We start from the raw sequence: 19,527 nt of genomic DNA, 5'->3' as shown, positions 1-19,527 counted from the left end.
CGCGGCTCTTCGCAGGTTCGGGGACCGGTACGCGGCACACGTCCGCAGCATCGGCCCTCGTCGGATGGGCACTGGCTCAGCTCTCCGCGGGCGGGCCGAGCTGGGCGACGAGATGGCGGCGGATGATCTTTCCGGTCGGCGTGTAGGGAAGCTCGGCGCGGAAGACGACCTCGTCGGGTGTCCGGGAGCCGCGCAGCAGGCCGCGGACGTGCGCGCGCAGCTCCGCGACATCGGCCTGTGCGTTCTCGCGCCGGACGACGACCGCGACGAGTCGCTGGCCCCACTCGTCGTCGGGCACCCCGACGACCGCGACCTCCGCCACCGCGGGGTGGGTCAGCAGCGCGTCCTCCACCTCCGCGGGCGCGATGTTCTCCCCGCCGCGGATGATGGTGTCGTCGTTGCGGCCGCCCAGGAACAGGTAGCCGTCCTCGTCGAGACGGGCGAGGTCGCGGGTGGGGAACCAGCCGTCGGCGTCCAGCACCGAGCCCGCTCCCCGGTACTCCCCGGACACCTGCTCGCCGCGGACCCACAGCTCGCCGGTCAGTCCCGGGCCGAGGACCGATCCGTCGTCCGCCCGGATCTGTGCCTCGATGCCGGGCACGACCTGACCGGCCGAACCGAGCCGGGCCCGCATGACCGGATCGTCGGACTCGACCGCCTTGCGGTGATCCTCGGGCCCGAGTACGGCGATGGTGGAACTGGTCTCGGTCAGGCCGTAGGCGTTGGCGAATCCGGTCTCCGGAAAGGCGCGCAGGGCCTGTTCGAGCACCGGCAGCGGCATGCGCGCGCCACCGTAGGCGAGCGAGGCGAGCGCCGGGCAGTCCGCGTCCGCTCCGCCGAGATGCTCGACGACGCGCGCCAGCATGGTGGGCACGACCATCGCGCCGGTCACCTTCTCCGAGCGCACGAGCTCCAGCCAGCAGGCGGGGTCGAAGTCCGGCAGGTAGACCATTCTGCGGCCCGCGTACACGTTGGTCAGGGCTGAGCCGATCCCGGCCACGTGGTACGGCGGGACACTGACCAGGGCGCAGTCGCGCTCGTCCGCCGTGGCGAACTCCACCGTGCCCAGGACGTAGGAGAGCAGGTGGGAGTGGCGCAGCACGACGCACTTGGGGTCGGCGGTGGTACCGCTGGTGAACAGCAGGACCGCGGCGGAGCCGGGATCGGCCTCGGGGCCGGGCACCGGCTCGGTCGCTCTGGCGGCCGACAGCCACTCCTCGGCCGCGATGACGCGGTGCCCGGTGCTCCTGGCGATCTCGACGTACCGGGAGTCCGCGATGACCACCGGTGCGTCCAGCCGATCGAGCAGGCCGCGCAGCACGTCGCGAGGCAGCCGATAGTTCAGCGGGGCCAGCGGGAGTCCGGCGGCGGCGCCGGCGAACAGCAGGGTGGGCAGCAGCGGTGAGTTCTGGCCGATGAACGCGACCGAACCCGCGGCGCCCTTCCGAAGCAGGGTGGCCCCGGCATTCGCGTCCCGCTCAAGGCCGGAGAAGGTGATGCCGTCCGCTCTGCGCCCGAGGGCGACGCGGTCCGCGAACGCGGCCGCCGCCATGGAGAGAAGCATGGAGATGCTCACAGGGCCTCCGTGGTCCGTGGCGAATTGCGACCAGTAGAACTCGGACCTTTAGTCCTGTCAACCCTCAAGATTGGAACCGTTTGTCGAGAGAAAGTTAGGGCTGCCTAACTTGATCTTCTTTGCAATATGACCGGTTCTGTCGGGTTTTTTGGGTGGAGGTATCGGACTATCGGTGCAACATCACTTGGAGTTCGCACAGTCGCACCCCTTGACGTAGTGAGGAACACTGAATCTAATAGGTCCATAGTTCTGTGATGGGAATCACTTCCTGGGGTGGTTGTACATGCATGTGAGACAACGAGTCGGAACCCTGGCGCGGAGGATGAGCCGGTGACCGCCGGCCGCGCGGCGATCGCCGGGGTGTTCAACACCCCGCAGGCGCGACGCCTGGAGAACTGGACGACCCGGAAGTTGATCGCGTCGGCCGCCCTGGGCGCCCTGCGCGACGCCGGGCTCACGCTCGCCGACGTCGACGGGGTGATCACGGAGGGGGATTCCTCCGCGCTCATCTACGACCTGCGACTCGGACCCGCCTGGCAGGGCCGGGGATTCGGCCTCGACGCCGTCGTCGAGGCGGCCAACGCGATCGAGGGAGGTCAGGCCGACGTCGTCCTCATCGTCGCGGCCGCGGCCGGGGTGTACGTCGACCGGGACGCGACCGCGCCGTGGACCCGGCCGGAGAACGAGTTCGTGGCGCCCTGGGGCCTCTTCACCGCCGCGGAGTTCGCCCTGATCGCCCGGCGGCACATGACGACCTACGGGACGACCCCCGAGCAACTGGCCATGGTCGCCGCGACCATCCGCAACAACGGTCACCACAATCCCGAGGCGGTGTACTCCGGGCGTGGCCCGTTCAAGCCCGAGGACATCCTCGCCTCCCGGATGATCGCCGACCCGTTCCACCTGCTGGACTGCTCGATGACCTCCGAGGGCGGGTGCGCGCTGGTCCTGGTCGCCGCCGACCGGCTGGCCGACATCCCCGCCAAGCCCGTCCACGTGCTGGGCGGCGGCGCGGACTACTACGGCCCCGCCTACCAGTTCCCGCCCAGTTGGGACCTGGCCGGCCGTCGCGGCGGCCCGGTCAACGGCCGGATCGGCGGGCGGGCGGCGGACCGGGCGTTCCGGCACGCCGGCCTGGAACGTTCCGACGTCGACGTCCTCGAACTGTACGACCCGTTCTCATTCGAGATCATCCGCCAGCTGGAGGCGTTCGGCTTCTGCGAGCCGGGCGAGGGCGGTCCGTTCGTCGAGGACGGGCACATCGCCATCACCGGCAGCCACCCGGTCACCACGGACGGAGGAACGATGTCGTTCAGCCACGCGGGCGGGTCACCGCAGATGTTCCAGCGCGTCATCCGCGGCGTCCAGCAGCTCCGCGGCGAGGCGGGACCGCTGCAGGTACCCGGGGCCGAGGTGGCGCTGTGCAGCGGCGCCGGAGCCGGAGCCCTGTTCAACTCGGTCGTTCTGCTCGGCACGGAGGCGTCATGAGCACACCCCTGGCTCCCCAGCACGGTGAGCTGCCGCACGCCGAGCCCACCGAGCTGAGCGCCCCGTTCTGGAACCGCTGCGCGGAGGGAACGCTGACCTTCCAGCGCTGCGCGGCCTGCCGGTCGATCAACTTCCCGCCGGTCGAGGTCTGCCGCGAGTGCCTGGGAACCGACCTCGGCTGGGAGGAGAGCTCGGGCCGCGGCACCCTCTACAGCTGGACGGTCGTGCACCGGCCGGTCACCGCCGCCTTCACCCCGCCCTACGCGCCCGCCATCGTCGACCTGGACGAGGGCTACCAGATGGTCACGGACCTGATCGGAATCGCACCCGAGGAGATCACCGCCGGGATGCCGGTCGAGGTCGACTTCCACGAGGTGAGCCCCGGACTGCACCTGCCCTACTTCCGGCCGCGCCCCAGCTAGCCCCTGTCCCGCGAGCCTCGCGAGCCTCGCGAGCCTCGCGAGGCGGAAGAGGAAACCTGACCGGCCGCGAAAGGTAGGAAACCGGTGGGACAGGGCCCCGCGGCCCTCCCTTCACCAGCCACAGGCGTCCGTGCCTATGGCATCGCGTACCGGCGTGCATGAAACGGCCGTACGCGACGTGAGCCGGCACGCCCCGCTCCGCCGAGCGCCGGCGTGCCCGTTCACCTTCGTCTCCGCACTCCCCACCCCCCGCCGCAGTGCTCCCGGATGCGAGGAGAAACAAGAATGTCATCACCCTCCGGTACGTCAGCCGCCAACCTGCCACCTCGATCGATTCCGGTCGTCATCACGGTGCTGCTCATCGCCGAGATCGTCAGCGCCTTCGAGACGACCATGGTCTACAACGCCCTGCCCCGGTTCATCACGGCGTTCCAGAGCAACGCCGCGGACGTCAGCTGGAGCGTGACGGCGTTCCTCCTCGTCGCGGCCGCGTCCGCCGCGCTGTGCGGCCGTCTCGGTGACGTCTACGGGCGGCGGAAGCTCCTGATCATCGTGCTGCTGCTCTCGGCGGTGGGTTCGCTGATCAGCCTCTCCACCGGCACGCTGACCGGCGTGATCGTCGGCCGGGCGATCCAGGGAGCCGCCGGGGCGATCCTGCCGCTCTGCTTCGGCCTCGCCCGCGAGATGCTGCCGGCCAAGCGGGTACCGGTCGCGGTCGCGGTCATCGCGGGTGCGGCGCTCATCGCCGGAGCGTCGGGCAACCTCGTCTCCGGCCTGCTGCTCGACCTGGCGGACTGGCACCTCATCTTCGTCTTCGCCGCCGCCCTGGCGCTCATCGCCGCCGCGGCCTGCCTGGCCCTGCGGCCCTCGACCGTCGTCGCACGAGTACAGAAGATCGACTATGTGGGTGGTGTCCTCTTCGCCCCCGCCATCGCGCTGGTGCTGTTCGGGGTCACCCAGTCCCGTAGCTGGAGCTGGGGAGACGCCAGGACGCTTGGTTTCATCCTGGTCGGCCTGGCGATACTCGCGGTCTGGGCGTGGTGGGAGCTCAGGGTCGACGACCCGATGATCAATATCCGGCTGTTCTTCCAGCACAAGCTCGCCCTGACGATGCTCGCCACCGCGGTCCTCGCGCTCGGTCCGCTCGGTATCAGCGGATTCCTCTTCCCCCTGATGATGCAGACGCCGGAGGCGGCACCGGTGGGTCTCGGGCTGAGCCCGAGCGTCGCGGGGATGTTGGCCTTCTCCACCTCCATCATCGGCTTCGTGCTCACCCCGGTCAGCGGGCGCGTCTCGGCGGCCGCGGGGGCCCGGCTCTCACTGATGATCGGCGCGGCCGTCGGCGTGGCGGGCGTCGTGATGCTCGCGGTGCTGCACAAGAGCGTCGTCGGCCTGGTCGCGAGCACCCTCGTCCTCGGCATCTCGACGGCGTTCGTCTACACCGCGCTGCCCAACCTGGTGGTCGAGGCGGTCCCTGCGGAGAACACCAGCGAGGCGACCGGCGTCAACGTCGTCACCCGCACCGCCTTCCAGGGCGTCGCCACCTCGGTCGGGGCCGTGCTGCTCGCCTCCGCCACCGTGCCGGGGACGACGTTCGGAACCGAGGCAGCCTACTTCAAGGTGTTCGCCCTGATGGGGGTCTGCTGCGTGATCACGTTCGTGATCGGCATGGTCATCAAGCCCGGACGGGAAACGGCACGATCCGCGACGCCCGGGGTCGCGACCCCCGTGGCGGCGCAGGCCGACTGACGGCCGGCACCGGTTCAGGGGCCCCGGGACGACGACGTCCCGGGGCCCTGCCCCCCTGACCGACCCGTCCCCACCTCAGGGCGGTCGCCGAGGTCTTTCGGCGGTACGGCCCCCGGTGTGCCGGAATTGTCGCCCCCCGGTGCCAGACTCGCTCGGCATGAGCGACGATGTGCGGCTGAGGGATGTCGAAGAGGCCGATCTGGAGCTGTTCTTCGAGCACGAGCACGACCCCGAGACGGTCCGGCGGTCGAAGTTCGTCCCCCGGGAGCGGGAACGCTTCATGACCCACTGGACCACCAGGGTCCTGGGAGACCCCACGAACCTGGTGCGGACGGTCACCGTGGACGGCGAGGTGGCCGGCAATGTCGTGTCCTGGTGGGAGGGGGACATGCGCTTCATCGGATACGTGTTCGGCCGGCGGTACTGGGGCCGGGGCATCGGCACCCGGGCGCTGACGCTCTACCTGCGACAGGAGGAGAAGACCCGCCCGCTCTACGCCGACCCCTTCGGCGGGAACATCGGTTCGGTACGACTATTGGAGAAATGCGGCTTCCGGCACACCGAGACGGTCCGGTACGGCGAGCACGAGCACCTCATGTTCGTGCTGGACGATTCCCCCTCACCCACCTGATTCCGGGCGTGTACGGCGGGAACGGCGTCGTCCACCCGCGCATCCGGTCGGCCGGGAAGAAGCTACGAACCCCCATGGCGAATCTCCTGCGATCTCGGGATCGGCCACCAAAGATCGCAGAACGTACTTGTGCCTCACTCGGAGGTCAGCGAAGTGAGCCTCCCCCGTTGGACCACGACACCGCGCCCGCCCCTCTGGGCGGACGCGGCGGGAACGGGAGCCGTTTAGGCGATGGAGGAGCGGATGGTGCCGGTCCAGAGGTTGACGGCCTTCAGGTAGACCGTGAGCAACTCACCGTCGAAGTACGGTGAGACGCCGGTGTCGTACCGGTTGTCGCCATCGGTGTCGGAAACGCTGATCGTGATGCCGTTGAGATAGCCGGTGCGGGTGTCGTCCGTGTACTGGGTCAGCCACGAGGAGCCGAGTGAGCCTTCACCGGTGAACGGGGAGTCCACCCCGATGGGCCGGTCCGCGGGGAGGCCCGTGACCTTCATCGCGAACGTCGATCCGGTCGACCGTTCGAGGCTCTCGCCCGTGTAGGGCCGGCTGCCGTCGGGCTCGGGGCCGGCGGGATAGCCGAAGACGTCGACCGTGGGCGCGAGCGGCTGGTTGAACGCGACCCCCTGGCCGCCGACGTTGTCGGCCAGCCTCCCGGTATCGGTCAGCACGTCCGGAGAGGAGAGGACGACACCGTTGTACACGGTGACGAAGGCGAGGTCGCGGTCGTAGTCCCGGATGTCGTCGAAGTCATAGTGAACGAGGCCCTGCTTCCCGACGTACAGGCCGAAAGGGGTCGTGCCCTCGGAGTAGCCGGGGACGAAGACCCACTTGGCGAGCGCGCCGGCCGGGGCCTCGACGTCCAACAGGCAGTGACCTGCCGTCGCGACGAGGTTCCGGTATTTCGACTGCACGGACGTGCCGGTGCACCAGTGCGGCTGGAGGTCGCTGCCGATGAAGAACACCTTGCCCGAGGTCGCCTCCGGCGAGACCGCCCCCTCCACTGGCGGGATGGAAACCGGGGGGCCGTCCGGGACGATGTCCGTGGACAGGCGTTTCCCGACGACCGCGGTCTGCACGGCGTACGGCGTGGCGTTCTTCAGGTTGGCGGCCCCGTCGGCGAGCCAGAACCTCGCGACCTGCTGAGCCGTCGGCACCGTGGGAGCCAACGGGACCACCAGCACACTCGCGGCCTGTGCCGGCCCGGCGACGACGGTGGAACCCAACACGCTCAAGCCGATACCCAATGCGATCAGTGCACGCCTCAAGGGCGATCTCCCGTCCAGTCATGGGGCGCCTTCGCGCCCCGTCAGCGTGGAGAACCGGCCGATCGACACGGCCGGCGAACAGCAAGATCGTAACCTTGACCGGAGCTCTGGTCTAGAAGTTTTGAATCACACGTTCGATTTATTGGGTATTTGTTCGATCGACAGTTCGAGGGCCGGGGCATCGGGTCCGCTCCACCTGCGGCAGGAGCGGACCCGCCCGCTCTACGCCGACCCCTTCAGCGGGAACATCGGCTCGGTGCGAGTGCTGGAGAAGTGCGGCTTCCTGCACGTCGAGACGGTCCAGTACGGCGAGCACGAGCGCACTGGACGAGCATTCCTTCTCCACCCGATCTGAGAACCCGGAACACTCCGGCGACTGCAGTCACACGCCACTAGATCAACCGCATGAGCCGGGACCCGAACCTGCTGCTGCGTTCCTCAAAGCAGGTAGACGAACTTGCGGTGCAGGGCTCGGGGCTGCGGGGGCGGTCGTCCCCAGATCTAGGGATAGGCGTGGGCGTTGAGCTGGGCGGTGGCGAGGGTGACCGCGTGGGCGATCTCGGTGGCGTCGGCGAAGGTCTGCCCGGCGAACACGGCCTTGCGCAGCAGCCGCCACCAGCCCTCGGCCAGGTTCAGCTGGCAGGCCTTCTCAGCTCGCCAACGCCAATGCCCTCTGAGATATCGATATTAATCCTGCTCGCCCTCAAGTGAAGATAGTGAAAAGACGTCCTTGTATTGGGCTAGATCGCGAAAGCTTCGCGAGTACAGAGTTGTATTTTCACTCAATGAGTCATATAGGGCGTTGCGAACATCGGCTAGGCCCACAAATGACCAATTGACTGACTCGCCATATTCATTAAGGTAAGAAATTTCATCATTGCGGCCCCTTGCTTCTGCTGCAGCACGAGCCTCTTCGAGGGAGCTGCCGTATATCAAGACTACGTCTTCGCTATATCGGGGGTGTGCGTAACCTCCTTCGACATGAGTCACATAAACCAAGATAGCAATATATGGAGCCTTTGTTTGCTCGCCCATAAGCCCTCTCCAACCCCTGCCGTCTAGCACTCTACACGACACAGATAGAAGGATCCCAAATTATTACGTTTGCGAAGCGCATTACCCAACTCGAGGGCAGCGACTGCCGTACGGCTGGGCAGCCCCTAGATGACCTCGGCCGTACGGCACTTGCGTTCGATTAGATTTCTCCGTTGCGGATGCCGGTCAGGAAGTTGTTCCAGGCCGTCGGGGAGAAGGTCAGCATTGGGCCGGATGGGTTCTTGCTGTCGCGGACGGCGATGAGACCGGGCAGGTTGGTGGCTACTTCCACGCAGTTGTCGCTACTTCCGCCGCTGAGGCTGGACTTGCGGAACTCGGCGCGACAGGTCAGGGAGATCATGCTTACTCCTCATCGCGATAAGGAACGCCACAGACTGCTTAGGGGATGGGGGCGTGCTGGCGAGGATCTCGCATGCCAGCGTAAGTTGCCACACGGCCGGGTGCTTTCTTGGACGATTCCGGCTGTGTGGCACTCGTGGTCGGGTCAGATTTCTCCGTTGCGGATGCCCGTGAGGAAGTTGTTCCAGGCCGTCGGGGAGAAGGTCAGCATTGGGCCGGATGGGTTCTTGCTGTCGCGGACGGCGACAAGGCCCGGCAGGTTTGTGGCGACCTCCACGCAGTTGTCGCCGCCACCGCTACAGCTGGACTTGCGGAACTCGGCACTGGACAGGTCAGGGGAGATCATGCTCACTCCTCATCGCGATAAGGAACGCCGCAGACTGCTTGGGGAATGCTCGCATGCCAGCGTAAGTTGCCGCACGGCTGGGCGGTTTCCCAGACGATTCCGGTCGTGTGGCACTCGTGGTCGGGTTAGATTTCTCCGTTGCGGATGCCCGTCAGGAAGTTGTTCCAGGCTGTGGGGGAGAAGGCCAGCGCGGGGCCGGATGGGTCCTTGCTGTCGCGGACGGCGATGAGGCCCGGAAGGTTCGTGGCTACTTCCACGCAGTCGTCTCCGTTGGGGCCGCTGTAGCTACTTTTGATCCAGATGAGGTCGGGATGGATGGATTCCATGATGCTCGCCTCTACTTAAGATGATCAATGAGTTTGGTCAGGTACGCGGCGGAAAACTCCGCGCTGAGTGCAGACGCACGCGCATGGTCGAATATGAGCGTATAACCACGTAACTCTTCTTTGGTCTCCAAGTACAGGTCGCTCATAGCCGTCTCCACGTAGACGATCGAGCCGTCTCCCTGTTTGAAGTCGAGGATCATGAACGAGCCCTCCATGGCGGCGTGTGCGCCGGCGGTATCAGGGAGAACTTGGACGGTGATGTGATCTCGCGCTGATAGCTCGATCACATGCTCCAATTGCCGCACCATGATCTCTGGGCTGCCGACCACCTTGCGCAACGCCGCCTCATCGAGGATGACCCACAGGTTGGGCGGATTGTCCTGTCGGAGGATCTCTTGCCGGGCCAGGCGTGCCTCAACGCGCCGGGCAATGAGGGTTTCGTCCATGACCCGGCCTCCTCGAAAGATGGCGGTCATGTAGTCCGGCACCTGCAACAGTCCAGGGATGGACAGTGCGTGGTAGGCGCGGATGTCGATGGCCGCTGCCTCGAACCCCGCGAGTGAACCCCTGAACACATCGCTGTACTTCGACCACCAGCCCTTTTCGCGGGCCTGGCGGGCAAGGGTGAGCACAGCATCGTGCATAGCTTTGTCGGTAACGCCATAAAGATCGAGCAAGGCCCGAATGTTCGCTAGATCAGGCCGTACCCATCTATTTCCCTCCATATAGGTCAATTTGCCTGGCGACCACGCCAGCTGCCGAACGACCTCTTCGGCGGTGAGACCAGCCGCTTTGCGCAATCTGATGAGCTCGGCACTGAGTTGCCGTCGGCGCACCGTAGGACTGCCCTTCACGCCGAACCTCCTCAATCAAGACCCAGAGAGAAAAATAGTTTGAGGCAATAAACTTTGAGGCTTGCAAGTTGGTCGAGCCAAGGTTCACTATGGACCCACCACATCATGACTCAGAGTGAGGACGCCATGACAGTCGGAGGTCGATCCTTGCAACGGCTCCGCCTGTTCGATGTGGTCGTGGTGGGCTCAGTCCTTCTCATCGGCAGTTGTCCTCGTTGGGCTGACGAAGGATCCGATCTGCGGGACGGTGTAGACCACTCCCTGTTCCCGCAGGTAGGCGACCACCTTCCTGGCCGTGCCCCGGGCGATACCGAACTCCTGCACCATCTGCACCTCAGAGGGGATCAGGTGGCGCGGCAGGTACTGGCCGCGTTCGATTCTCTCGGTGAGGGTCTCGGCGACCTGGATCCATATCGGCCGATCGCGCTCGAACTCGATCATGCGAAGAAGATAGACGGCCATGCTCATAGGCACTCATGTGAGTACGAGCATGAACGAGCACACGCAGAGAAGAGCTGTAGAGGCTCGAAATCCGCCTCAAGGCTCATAAAGCGGACCCGTCCGGTGCTGGAACACCGTGACGGGCCCTTGATCAGGAAGTAGGTCCTGACCCGTGAGCAACCCTAGTGCTCCAGTTCTCGACAGACAGGCGGTCGGCGACTGCGGCTGTTTCGCCGAAGTGCCGCCGATGCCGATGGGGTGTGCCACCTGTGGGCATGCCCCCTACGCGCACGGTTGTCCCGATCGGCCCGCCGACCATGAGTACGTCCAGCCCTCCGGCGACCTGCTGGACATTCGGCTGCGGGTCCGTCGTACCGGAGACCGTTCCCTGCCGTGCTTCGAGCCCGCCCCCGAGGCCCCGGCCAGGATGATCCCCGCTCAGCGGTCCGCCGAGGTGGTCGCGCCGGTATCCGCTCAGCAGCGTGCCGGGTCGATCCCGGCCGAGGGGATTCCGCCGATCCCCGAGCAGCGTCGTCCCGAGCGGAGCCCGGCCGTCGAGTCCGTACCGGCGTCGTCGCCTCGGCGGGTGCCCTGGCGTCTACATCCGGCGTCCGCTCCCACCAGGGCGTCCCGGCTCGGATGTGGACGCCGTCTCGTGCCCCGCTCCGGGCGAAGAACCACCTGCGCACCGAACCGCTCGGCGGTCACCCCGTCTTCGTGTCGGCCGCCCGGCCGGTACGGCGAACCCCTCCAGATCCTTCCCCGCTTCATGAAGCAGGCCCGCCCCACGCTGACAACGACCGGACGGGCCCTTGATCGGATCGAGGTCCAACCAGTGAGAGATGGTAGTTCCACCCACCCAGAGCCGACCAGCCCCGCGGCGACGATTCCCGGCTGGCGGCTGATCCTCAGCGACGCCGGGCGACTGTGGGCCAGCCGGGAGCGGCCCTTCTCCCAGGTGGCCACCCACGCCGGGGCCGAACGGACCGTCGACGGCGACAGCCTGGAGGCGCTGCGGGCCGAGACCGACCGGCAGGAGACCTTCGCCCGCGAGGCGGAGGAGCAGGCGGCACGCGACCAGGAGACGCGGGAGACTCCTGCCTCGGAGGAGCGGGAGCAGGAGACGCGAGAGCGGGAAACTCCGGAGCGGGAGCAGGCGGTACGAGAACGGGAGACACGGAAGGCTCCTGCCTCGGGGGCGCGGGAGACGCGAGAGCGGGAACAGTCCGGGCAGGCGGGGCAGGTGGTCTCGTGATTCGCCGCTGTCTGTCCGCCGCCCGGGGGCGTCACCGCGACGGCCAGGCCGTCGCCCCGGTCCCGCAGTACACCTGGGATCACGAGGCCCGCGCCGAGGCCGCAATGCTGGAGATCACCTGGCCCGGCTGGTCCGTGCTCTACGGCACCGGCAGCCGTCTCTTCCACGCCATCGCCACCTGGCCCACCCCAGAACCGTTGATCATCTGTGACCGGACCATCGAGGGCCTGAAAACCCAGATGCGCGAAGCCGAGACGACCGCGCTCCTGCACCGCTGGGCGCTCACCTCCGGCTCGGCCACTATCGGCCACTTCTGATGAGCGGGCACGACGGCCCCATCCCTTCCCCGGTTCGGGGCCGTCATGCCGTCCAAGACGTACCGCGCGAGGGTGAAACGCGGTGCGTGACGCGGGCGGGCCGCCCACCCGGCCCGCCCACGTCCTCCAGACAGGAACCCCCACCATGACCAACCCCGACACCCCGCAACAGACCCCGACAAGACCCTGCTGGTTAACTCGCGACATGTGAGCGGCCGGTCCGTGATGTGATTCGTTGCGTCCTGAAAGCATGTCGTGCACGGCCGTCCTTCCCTCGTAACGGCTCCGGGCGGGTGGCGTCGTTCGGATCGCCTGTCGTGATCTTCGACGTGGTCCTCTCTCTCCGGTGGCCGAATCTGAGCACCGGTCGCTGACGAACGCTAGGGCCGTGCGGTTGGAAGGGACTTGTGAGTGGCCGAGGCCGGCTGACGGACAGCCCGGCCTCCACCGTTTTGCGGTCCGCACGGCGTGACGGCATCCTCGGTCAGCCTGCTGACCTGGGGTTCGCGCGAGTCAGGACCCGCTTCTCACTCACATTGCAGCCGTCTGCAAGACGGCCCTTTCACAATCCAGTTCTGTAAGCAGTGAGGCGTTCCGCGACGATGCGCATCGACGATCCGAGCGAGGCCGCCGAGCCGGCTCCATCGGAGTCTCCCGAGGGCCGTCTGTTCTGCTCTGTTCTGTTCACGAATGCGGACGGGCGAACGTCCGCAACACGATGAGGAGTTGAGAATGACCGTTCGAATCGATGATCTGGAACACGGCGCCGAGCTGCCGGACGACGTGCTGGACGCGGTCATCGGCGGTCGCGCCCCGATGACCCCGCCGAGCCCGAAGGTCTGTACCTCGGTCAACAACGGTCAGCCGGACACCTGCTGGGACTACGGCGGCTAACGATCGAGCAGAGCGGCGCTCCGCGGAGCGCCGCTCTCCTTCTAGGAGCATTCGGTGATCCTGATACTCAGCAGCAAGGACGACCTGGGCGTCAACCTCGTCCTGCCCAAGCTCGTCGAGCGTGGCGTCGAGGTGTACTGGTGGGACCCCGGCGACTATCCCGCCACCGCCCGGATCACCTCCCGCCTGGTCGGCGGTGCCTGGCGGCACACGCTGATCACGGACGACGCCGAGATCGACTCCTCGGCCGTCAGCACCGTCTGGGTGCGCCGCCCGCAGCCGCCGAAGGCGGCGCCCGCGGTGGCGGACCCCGGACACCGTGACCACGTGGCGAAGCTCGGACGGATCTTCGTGGACGGCTGGAGCGACACTTTCGACGCCCGTTGGTTCCCCGCCCGCCTGAACACGCTGCGGCGTACCCAAAACAAGCTGGTCAACCTCGCGGCCGGCGCCGGGCTGGGCTTCACCGTGCCGGCGACGACCATCACCAGCGATCCCGAGGAGCTGGCCGACGCCTGGGCGGCGACGGGCGGCCGGTTGATCGCCAAGGAGGTCGAGTTGGTGCCCTACGAGCTCCACGGGGAGGAGCACGGCTTCTACACCACCTCGGTGACCCGGCGGCACCTCACCAGCCGTCACCGCCTGGCGCACGCCCCGGTGATCCTTCAGCCCAAGATCGAAAAGGCGGTCGAACTGCGTATCACCGTCGTCGGTGATCAGGTGTTCACCGCCGAGATGCACTCCCAGGCGTCGCGGATGACCCGCGACGATTTCCGCCACTACGAAGGCACCTTCATCAGCTACGCCGTTCACCACCTGCCCGAGGACGTGGAACGGCGCTGTGTCGAACTGGTCAGGTCACTGGGCCTGGCCTTCGGCTGCATCGACGTGATCCTCACCCCGGAAGGCGAGTACGTGTACCTGGAGTTGAACCCCAACGGTCAGTGGGGATGGCTGGAGGAGTTCACCGACCTGCCCATCTCCGAGGCGATCGCCGACTGGCTGGCGGCCGGAGAGCGCCCGGCCGGCCAGGAGGTACCCGCGTGACCGGCTACCCGCAGACGCTCGCCGCGGCGGTCGAGGTGCTGCGCGGGCTGCCGCGGCACCGCGACGCCGTGCCCGACGCGCGCAGGACCGTGGCGGCCTGGCGTGCCGCCAACCCCGGCTGCCGCGTCCAGCTCGTCGTGGACGAACGGCCGGGCACCCCGCTGGTCGACTACGACCTGCTCATCGACCACCCGGACGGCGGCACCGTCGCGCTCACCACCTCCGCCGAGGACGGCGTGCCATGGACGGTCGACCACTCCACGCACTGGGCCGCGAGCAAGGTGCTGCGCGTGGACGGCCTGGACCTGCCCGTACAGACAGCGCTGCTTTCGATGCGGGCCTACGGTGAGCGGGACAGAGCCCTGCACGATGATCTGATCGACTACTGCATCCTCTCCTTGGAGACCTGGGAGGACGAGGAGCCGTCGGAGGACGAGCTGCAGCGGGCCTCCGACGACTTCCGGCGGCGGCGCGGGCTGCACAGCCGCGCCGACACGATGCGCTGGCTGGACCAGGTAGGTCTCACCCCGCAGGCATACCAGAACCATCTGTTCGCCCTGGCCAGGATGAACAGGTTCACAAGACGCACACAGGCCGAATTGGCCATGGCCTACTTCACCGACCACGCAGCGGACTTCGACCGGGTGTCGGCCGTGTGGGCCATCGGGCCGGAAGCCGTCCTCGGTGAGCTGGCCGGCCAGAATGACGCCGTCGCGGCGCTGGGCGCGGCGGTGACGCGTGCCGACGGAGATCTCACCGTCCATGTGGCCGACCGGGTGGCTGCCGAGCTGCCCGAGCCGTTGCGTGGTGCCGCCGAGGGGGTGGCGGTCGGTCCGGTGCCCTACCGTGATGCCTTTCTCTTCGGTGCGGTACGCCGTCGCCGCCCCGCTCAGCCCGACGATGCCACGCTCGCCGCCGCGGGACGGGCCGCCTTCTCCGCCTTCATGGCGGAGCGGCGGGCCAAGGCGAAGATCGAGTGGTTTTGGCTCTGATCTCGGCTGCCTCGTTGACGGCGGCCCGGTTCGCTCCGGCCTTCTGGAGCGCACCGGGCCGCCCCGCGCCTGCTCCTCGAAGGGCGATGGTCCATGTCCGACCCCGACGCTCGCGTTCCGGCGTCAGCCGAGTATCAACTTCCCCACCGCCGTCTGCCGCCCGTGCCCGGTCCGGACCCTGTGCACCACCGGCAAGAAGGACAGACGCCAGATCACCATCCGTCCTCAGCTGATCCAGCAGGCACTCGATACCGCCCGCGCTGAGCAGAACGGAACCGACTGGCGCGACAGGTACAAGATCCGGGCGGGGGGCGAGGGCACCGTCGGTCAGGCCGTCGCTGCCTGCGGCATCCGCCGGGCCCGCTATCGGGGGATCAAGAAGGTCCACCTCGAACACGTCTTCTCAGCGGTCGCGCTCAACCTGATCCGCCTGAACGCCTGGTGGAACGGCCATCCCCTCGACCGGACCCGCACCAGCCACCTGGCCCGCCTAGAACTGGCTGAACTCGCCCTGGCCGCATGAAGCCGAGTTAACCAGCAGGGTCCGACAACACAGCAAAACCCGCTCGCCGTACTGCGTCAGACCTTCCCCGGCTGGTACATCGACCACGACACCGTCCTCGGCCGCTGGATCGCGATGCGCTACCGCCCCCTCACCAGCCAGGAGACCAAGGCCGGCGCCAAGCACTTCCTCCAACGCGGCTGCCCCGAACGGCTCGGCGTCGCACTGGCCGACCAGAAGGAACTCGCCCGCCGCACCCGTACCGTCCCCTGAACCGGCGCGGCCAGTACGGTCGGCCCCCGTGACGTGCTCGCCGCGCCATCTCACTTGTGCCCGTATTGCACCCTACGAAGGGTGACCTTGGGCTCAGTTCCATGCTTTGCGTTCGGCCTCCCAGGTACGCTCGGCAGCTTTACCCACCACGAGAGGGTCCGCGAATGTGGCGACAAGATCCGTCAGATCGGCGAAGTCCGGTGGGTGACCAGCGTCAGCCCGGCCTTGTCGTCGTCTCCAGGCCGAGTACGAGGACTGTCGTCGCACAGGTAGATCGCTTATCCGGGAACTCAGCGGTTCGAGAATCACGCCTCTGTGCTCGGCAGTGGCCCTGACTGCCGCGGCGAGCCAGGGTACGCAGGTCGTTGTACACCTGTCCGGCGACGTCAGCGCGGGGTGGGTTGGGCATCAGGCCAGCAACGCCTCGACCGCGGGACGGATCACGGGCATGGCGTTCAGCCTCTCGGCCATGTCCTGAAGGTCACTGACCGCCGAACCGCCGCGGGTGCGTAGATACCGGCCAAGCGCGGAAAGCGCCAGGCCCTCTCCGATCCGATGGCGATGTCGCATCGCGTCGACCACACTCCGAGGTGCGCTGTACACAGGAATCCTCTCTCCGGGAGCGGCCTGGAACTCTTCGCGGCCGAGGTCGAATGTGCCGGCTGTGTACTGGGACACCACGACAGGTGGATAGGAGATCGACGGGCGATGACTGCCGCGCGCCACTGCGATGTGAACAGCGAGAGGTATGTCGTCGATGAGCTCGTGAAGAGCAAGAGCTGATTCTTCGCAGACGATCGCGCGGGGGACCCGCGTACACACGGCAAGCAGATCAAGATGTGCTGTCTCCGGAGCGCTCGCGTGGCGGTAGACCCCTCGCGACAGCTCGTCGAGCTTTCCATCCGCTACCAGCAGGGCAAGGTCACGGGAGGAGACTCCAGTACGACGCGCCTGAGCAGCGGTGAACGTGGGCGGCAAGGCCGCCAATCGCCCCTCAGGCGCCCGATCCTCCCGCATCCTCATGTATCAAATCCTCCCCATCGGCCTAGGTGAGGGGGAGGGTTTGATACATGAGGACGTGTTTCAGAAACGTCAGGAGTTTGACGCGGCATGCTTCGAACCCCCCGAAGCAGGACCCGCTCACAGCACTGCGGCAGACATTCCTCGGGCGGAAGCCCCGTGGAACAACCGGTACCGGTCCCCTGCTCGCGGTGTGGCAGCGTCGGCGGGCTCATGCCTACGGTGTGCCGGCCGGCCTGGTGCCCCGGATCAACTGTTCGCCGTCAAGGCCGCGCGTGCGGCGGTGAGGATCTCCTCGGAGAGGGGGAAGCCCTTGGTGGCTCGGGCCAGGACGAGTGCGCCGAGCATCGTGCACAGCCGGGTGATGCCGTCCTGGTCTTCGGTGGCGAGCAACTCGGCGAAGTCGCTCACGCCTTCGGCGTAGACGCGGTGGGCCTCGTGATCACCGAGTTCCCGTGCCATGTCGGTGGCGAGCCCGGCGACGGGGCAACCGTCCGCCGGGTTGTCGCGGTGTTCGACGGAGAGGTAGGTGTCGATCAACGCCTGCTGAGCGGCGTGCCGCTCCGGTCCTGCCGTGCGGCGCCGGGCGAACTCGTCGAAGGCGTGGGCGGTGGCCTCGTCGACGAGCGCCTCCTTGGAGGCGAACTGCTTGTAGAAACCGCCGTGGGTCAGCCCGCACTCCTTCATGAGGTCGGCGACGCTGACCTGTGTGCCCCGCTCGCGGAACAGCCGGGAGGCGGCCTCCACGACCCGCTTGCGGTTCTCCTGTGCTTGCGCCTGCGACACGCGGCCCATCGGCCACCTCTCAAGTTGGATGTCGGTTGACATCTATCCTACCTTCCGGTTTAGATTATTGACGTAATCTAATTGCCGGGCTCGGTCATCGGAACCGCCCGCGACGCTGGGAGCAGGCATGGAACTGAAGGACACGGTCGCAGTGGTCACCGGCGCCAACCGGGGGTTGGGTCGCCAGCTGGCCATCCAGCTTCTGGAGCGCGGAGCGAAGGTGTACGCGGCGGCCCGCCGCCCTGAGAGCGTGGACGTGGCCGGCGTCATCCCGCTCCACCTGGATGTGACCGACGAAGGGTCGATCCGGGCCGCGACCGGCATCGCCTCCGACGCGACGCTGCTGGTGAACAATGCCGGGATCTTCACCGGCACCCCTCTGGTCGCCGGTGATCTGGACTCGGTGCGGCTGGAGATGGACACGAACTTCTTCGGGCCGCTCGCCGTGACGCGGGCCTTCGCCCCGGTCATCGAGGGCAACGGCGGTGGCGCCGTGCTCAACGTCCTGTCCGTGCTGTCCTGGCTGCACCCGGCCGGTTCCGGGTCCTACGCGGCGGCCAAGGCCGCCGCGTGGGCACAGACCAACGCGATCCGCGAGGAACTGGCACCTCGCGGCATCACCGTCTCGGCGCTGCACGTCGGGTACATGGACACCGACATGGCCGCCGGCGTTCCCGCCGAGCGGAAGGTCGATCCCGCCGAGGTCGCGGCGCAGGCCTTGGACGGCATCGAGAAGGGCCTCCCCGAAATCCTCGCCGACGACATCACCCGGCACGTCAAGCAGAACCTGGCCGCGACGCCGAACCCGGTGTGAGGTGCACCCCGCGGCGTCCGTTGTACGTTGCCCCCGGTGGCGTCGACCCGGGTAGGGACTTCTCACCAGGTGCGGTTAGGGCCCACGTCGAGCCCGCGCATTAGGCAGAGATTTGGACTGTTGAGGTCGCCTGGCGCGGTAGCTACCGCGAACGCCGCCCAGCGGCAGACCGAGGGGATAGGCGCCGGAGGCCGGACCCTCCGCTCTCCTGTCGACGGTCAGCCGGCCAGGCGGCGGACCATGCGGACCAGCGCCTCGCGCCTCGACCGGGTGCTGTCAATGGTGCCCCGCCGAGGTGCTCGGCGGGGCATCGCCGTCCGGTGTCCTACATCCACAGGCCACCACGCGACTCCGCCCGTCGGCGAGCCTGTCTTCACCGACGCTCAGCGTTCGACGTCGGCGCGGAAGGCGGGGAGGAGATCCCTGAGTTCGGTGGCGTTGAAGTTCGGGCCGTACACGATTCCGACCGTGCCGTCGTCGGCCCAGACACACATGCCCGATGCGGAGTCCAGGAGCAGGGTTTCGGTACAGCGGGCGTAGCCGCCGAACGGACTCGGGGGGATCTCGAAGTCTTCGCCCGGTGTGCCGACCGCCAGAAAGGTACCGAGGATGTCGTCCACGGCCGGTTGCCACTGGTCGGTGACGACCCTTGCGTCATATCCGGTGAATGTGAGGAGCCTGGTCCATTTGCGGCCCTTGGCCTTCTTGGTCTCCTCGTAGCGGGCATCCACCGCGTCGTAGACGGGAGCACCCCCGATGGAGGGTCGGTTGGACAGCAGTTCCTCCCGCGTGGCGGACGGCCACATGGCGTCGAGGCGAAGGCCCACCGTCCGCTGCGGCAGCGGTTTCACCAGCCAGTGCCCACCCAGAGGGGAAGACGGAGCCGCCGGAGCCGCCGGACGCGCACGCCGAGAGCAGGCAGACGGCGAGTACCGCCACCGCCGCGGCTGCCGTACCGTTGGCGCGGCGGGCGGTCCGCACCGCCGGGTCCGGGGGGTGGGCGGCGCCCCTCCCCGCGGAGAGAACTCCCCGATCGCGAGGCGTACATACGGGGTTGAGGACAGGCATGCGTCTTCCTTCATGTTCGGTTCATCATCGCGAGCAGCACAGGGCGCCGGCCCGCGTGGTCCCGCG

24 protein-coding genes are annotated in these 19,527 nt (G+C 67.4%); 13 read left to right on the top strand and 11 right to left on the bottom strand.

The genetic code is table 11. The features are described from left to right. Positions 1 to 76: 76 nt before the first annotated feature. Positions 77 to 1,576, bottom strand: a complete 1,500-nt coding sequence (locus ABT130_RS17420) for a class I adenylate-forming enzyme family protein (protein WP_350956511.1) — start codon at positions 1,574 to 1,576, stop codon at positions 77 to 79. A 330-nt stretch (positions 1,577 to 1,906) separates the two neighbouring features. Between ABT130_RS17420 and ABT130_RS17415 the strand changes: the two genes are divergently transcribed. From ABT130_RS17415 to ABT130_RS17400, 4 genes are all read left to right on the top strand, one after another. Then, on the top strand, positions 1,907 to 3,064 hold the full coding sequence (locus ABT130_RS17415; RefSeq protein WP_350929211.1) for a thiolase family protein: 1,158 nt from the start codon (positions 1,907 to 1,909) through the stop codon (positions 3,062 to 3,064). Beyond that, positions 3,061 to 3,486 (top strand): Zn-ribbon domain-containing OB-fold protein, encoded by a 426-nt coding sequence (locus ABT130_RS17410; RefSeq protein WP_350956509.1) that lies wholly within the window; start codon positions 3,061 to 3,063, stop codon positions 3,484 to 3,486. Before ABT130_RS17415 ends, ABT130_RS17410 begins: the two co-directional genes overlap by 4 nt. 285 nt (positions 3,487 to 3,771) lie before the next feature. After that, entirely contained in the window at positions 3,772 to 5,235 is a 1,464-nt protein-coding gene (locus tag ABT130_RS17405) for an MFS transporter (protein WP_350929206.1), read from the top strand. A 157-nt stretch (positions 5,236 to 5,392) separates the two neighbouring features. Then, entirely contained in the window at positions 5,393 to 5,866 is a 474-nt protein-coding gene (locus ABT130_RS17400) for a GNAT family N-acetyltransferase (RefSeq protein WP_350929204.1), read from the top strand. A 224-nt stretch (positions 5,867 to 6,090) separates the two neighbouring features. Here ABT130_RS17400 and ABT130_RS17395 read toward each other — a convergent pair whose 3' ends face one another. Next, entirely contained in the window at positions 6,091 to 7,092 is a 1,002-nt protein-coding gene (locus ABT130_RS17395; RefSeq protein WP_350956507.1) for a trypsin-like serine peptidase, read from the bottom strand. 181 nt (positions 7,093 to 7,273) lie between these two features. Between ABT130_RS17395 and ABT130_RS17390 the strand changes: the two genes are divergently transcribed. After that, positions 7,274 to 7,486, top strand: a complete 213-nt coding sequence (locus ABT130_RS17390; protein WP_350956505.1) for a GNAT family N-acetyltransferase — start codon at positions 7,274 to 7,276, stop codon at positions 7,484 to 7,486. Between the two features lie 332 nt (positions 7,487 to 7,818). On the opposite strand, the gene ABT130_RS17385 is transcribed toward ABT130_RS17390, so the two are convergent. The 6 genes from ABT130_RS17385 to ABT130_RS17360 all read right to left on the bottom strand — a co-directional run bounded on the left by ABT130_RS17385 (position 7,819) and on the right by ABT130_RS17360 (position 10,493). Next, positions 7,819 to 8,166 carry a DUF4288 domain-containing protein gene (locus ABT130_RS17385; RefSeq protein WP_350956504.1) on the bottom strand — a complete coding sequence of 116 codons (348 nt, stop codon included), beginning with the start codon at positions 8,164 to 8,166 and terminating at the stop codon, positions 7,819 to 7,821. A gap of 160 nt (positions 8,167 to 8,326) precedes the next feature. Beyond that, the gene (locus tag ABT130_RS17380) at positions 8,327 to 8,527 is read right to left on the bottom strand and encodes a DUF397 domain-containing protein (RefSeq protein WP_350956502.1); all 201 of its coding nucleotides are present in this window, start codon (positions 8,525 to 8,527) and stop codon (positions 8,327 to 8,329) included. Positions 8,528 to 8,671: 144 nt separating this feature from the next. Beyond that, on the bottom strand, positions 8,672 to 8,872 hold the full coding sequence (locus ABT130_RS17375; protein ID WP_350956500.1) for a DUF397 domain-containing protein: 201 nt from the start codon (positions 8,870 to 8,872) through the stop codon (positions 8,672 to 8,674). A 125-nt stretch (positions 8,873 to 8,997) separates the two neighbouring features. Continuing rightward, complete coding sequence (locus ABT130_RS17370; protein WP_350956498.1) at positions 8,998 to 9,198, bottom strand: DUF397 domain-containing protein; 201 nt, start codon at positions 9,196 to 9,198, stop codon at positions 8,998 to 9,000. 11 nt (positions 9,199 to 9,209) lie between these two features. Then, the gene (locus ABT130_RS17365; protein ID WP_350956497.1) at positions 9,210 to 10,052 is read right to left on the bottom strand and encodes a helix-turn-helix domain-containing protein; all 843 of its coding nucleotides are present in this window, start codon (positions 10,050 to 10,052) and stop codon (positions 9,210 to 9,212) included. A gap of 186 nt (positions 10,053 to 10,238) precedes the next feature. Then, a complete protein-coding gene (locus ABT130_RS17360) occupies positions 10,239 to 10,493 on the bottom strand; it encodes a GntR family transcriptional regulator (RefSeq protein ID WP_350956495.1) in 255 nt (84 codons plus the stop codon). A 172-nt stretch (positions 10,494 to 10,665) separates the two neighbouring features. On the opposite strand from ABT130_RS17360, the gene ABT130_RS17355 reads away from it, so the two are divergent. The 7 genes from ABT130_RS17355 to ABT130_RS17325 all read left to right on the top strand — a co-directional run bounded on the left by ABT130_RS17355 (position 10,666) and on the right by ABT130_RS17325 (position 15,773). After that, positions 10,666 to 11,748 (top strand): hypothetical protein, encoded by a 1,083-nt coding sequence (locus ABT130_RS17355; RefSeq protein WP_350956493.1) that lies wholly within the window; start codon positions 10,666 to 10,668, stop codon positions 11,746 to 11,748. Continuing rightward, positions 11,745 to 12,065 carry a hypothetical protein gene (locus tag ABT130_RS17350; RefSeq protein ID WP_350956491.1) on the top strand — a complete coding sequence of 107 codons (321 nt, stop codon included), beginning with the start codon at positions 11,745 to 11,747 and terminating at the stop codon, positions 12,063 to 12,065. Before ABT130_RS17355 ends, ABT130_RS17350 begins: the two co-directional genes overlap by 4 nt. A gap of 732 nt (positions 12,066 to 12,797) precedes the next feature. Beyond that, a complete protein-coding gene (locus ABT130_RS17345) occupies positions 12,798 to 12,959 on the top strand; it encodes a hypothetical protein (RefSeq protein WP_350956489.1) in 162 nt (53 codons plus the stop codon). Between the two features lie 54 nt (positions 12,960 to 13,013). Continuing rightward, on the top strand, positions 13,014 to 14,006 hold the full coding sequence (locus ABT130_RS17340; RefSeq protein ID WP_350956487.1) for an MvdC/MvdD family ATP grasp protein: 993 nt from the start codon (positions 13,014 to 13,016) through the stop codon (positions 14,004 to 14,006). Beyond that, positions 14,003 to 14,998, top strand: coding sequence for a TIGR04500 family putative peptide maturation system protein (locus ABT130_RS17335; RefSeq protein ID WP_350956485.1), 996 nt, complete (start codon positions 14,003 to 14,005; stop codon positions 14,996 to 14,998). Before ABT130_RS17340 ends, ABT130_RS17335 begins: the two co-directional genes overlap by 4 nt. Next, positions 14,907 to 15,521 carry a transposase gene (locus tag ABT130_RS17330; RefSeq protein ID WP_350956483.1) on the top strand — a complete coding sequence of 205 codons (615 nt, stop codon included), beginning with the start codon at positions 14,907 to 14,909 and terminating at the stop codon, positions 15,519 to 15,521. The genes ABT130_RS17335 and ABT130_RS17330 overlap by 92 nt, the downstream gene beginning before the upstream one ends. Positions 15,522 to 15,635: 114 nt before the next feature. Beyond that, entirely contained in the window at positions 15,636 to 15,773 is a 138-nt protein-coding gene (locus ABT130_RS17325) for a hypothetical protein (protein ID WP_350956481.1), read from the top strand. Positions 15,774 to 16,181: 408 nt separating this feature from the next. On the opposite strand, the gene ABT130_RS17320 is transcribed toward ABT130_RS17325, so the two are convergent. After that, on the bottom strand, positions 16,182 to 16,796 hold the full coding sequence (locus tag ABT130_RS17320) for a type IV toxin-antitoxin system AbiEi family antitoxin domain-containing protein (protein WP_350956479.1): 615 nt from the start codon (positions 16,794 to 16,796) through the stop codon (positions 16,182 to 16,184). Positions 16,797 to 17,042: 246 nt separating this feature from the next. Next, positions 17,043 to 17,621 (bottom strand): TetR/AcrR family transcriptional regulator, encoded by a 579-nt coding sequence (locus ABT130_RS17315; RefSeq protein WP_350956477.1) that lies wholly within the window; start codon positions 17,619 to 17,621, stop codon positions 17,043 to 17,045. A gap of 85 nt (positions 17,622 to 17,706) precedes the next feature. Between ABT130_RS17315 and ABT130_RS17310 the strand changes: the two genes are divergently transcribed. After that, on the top strand, positions 17,707 to 18,393 hold the full coding sequence (locus ABT130_RS17310; RefSeq protein WP_350929177.1) for an SDR family oxidoreductase: 687 nt from the start codon (positions 17,707 to 17,709) through the stop codon (positions 18,391 to 18,393). 383 nt (positions 18,394 to 18,776) lie between these two features. Here ABT130_RS17310 and ABT130_RS17305 read toward each other — a convergent pair whose 3' ends face one another. Beyond that, complete coding sequence (locus tag ABT130_RS17305) at positions 18,777 to 19,244, bottom strand: hypothetical protein (protein ID WP_350956475.1); 468 nt, start codon at positions 19,242 to 19,244, stop codon at positions 18,777 to 18,779. Positions 19,245 to 19,527: the final 283 nt, after the last annotated feature.

This window comes from Streptosporangium sp. NPDC001681 (assembly GCF_040298085.1).
Classification (GTDB): domain Bacteria; phylum Actinomycetota; class Actinomycetes; order Streptosporangiales; family Streptosporangiaceae; genus Streptosporangium.
The sequence above is the reverse complement of the archived record's forward strand: the minus strand, read 5'-3'. Positions and strand labels throughout refer to the sequence as shown.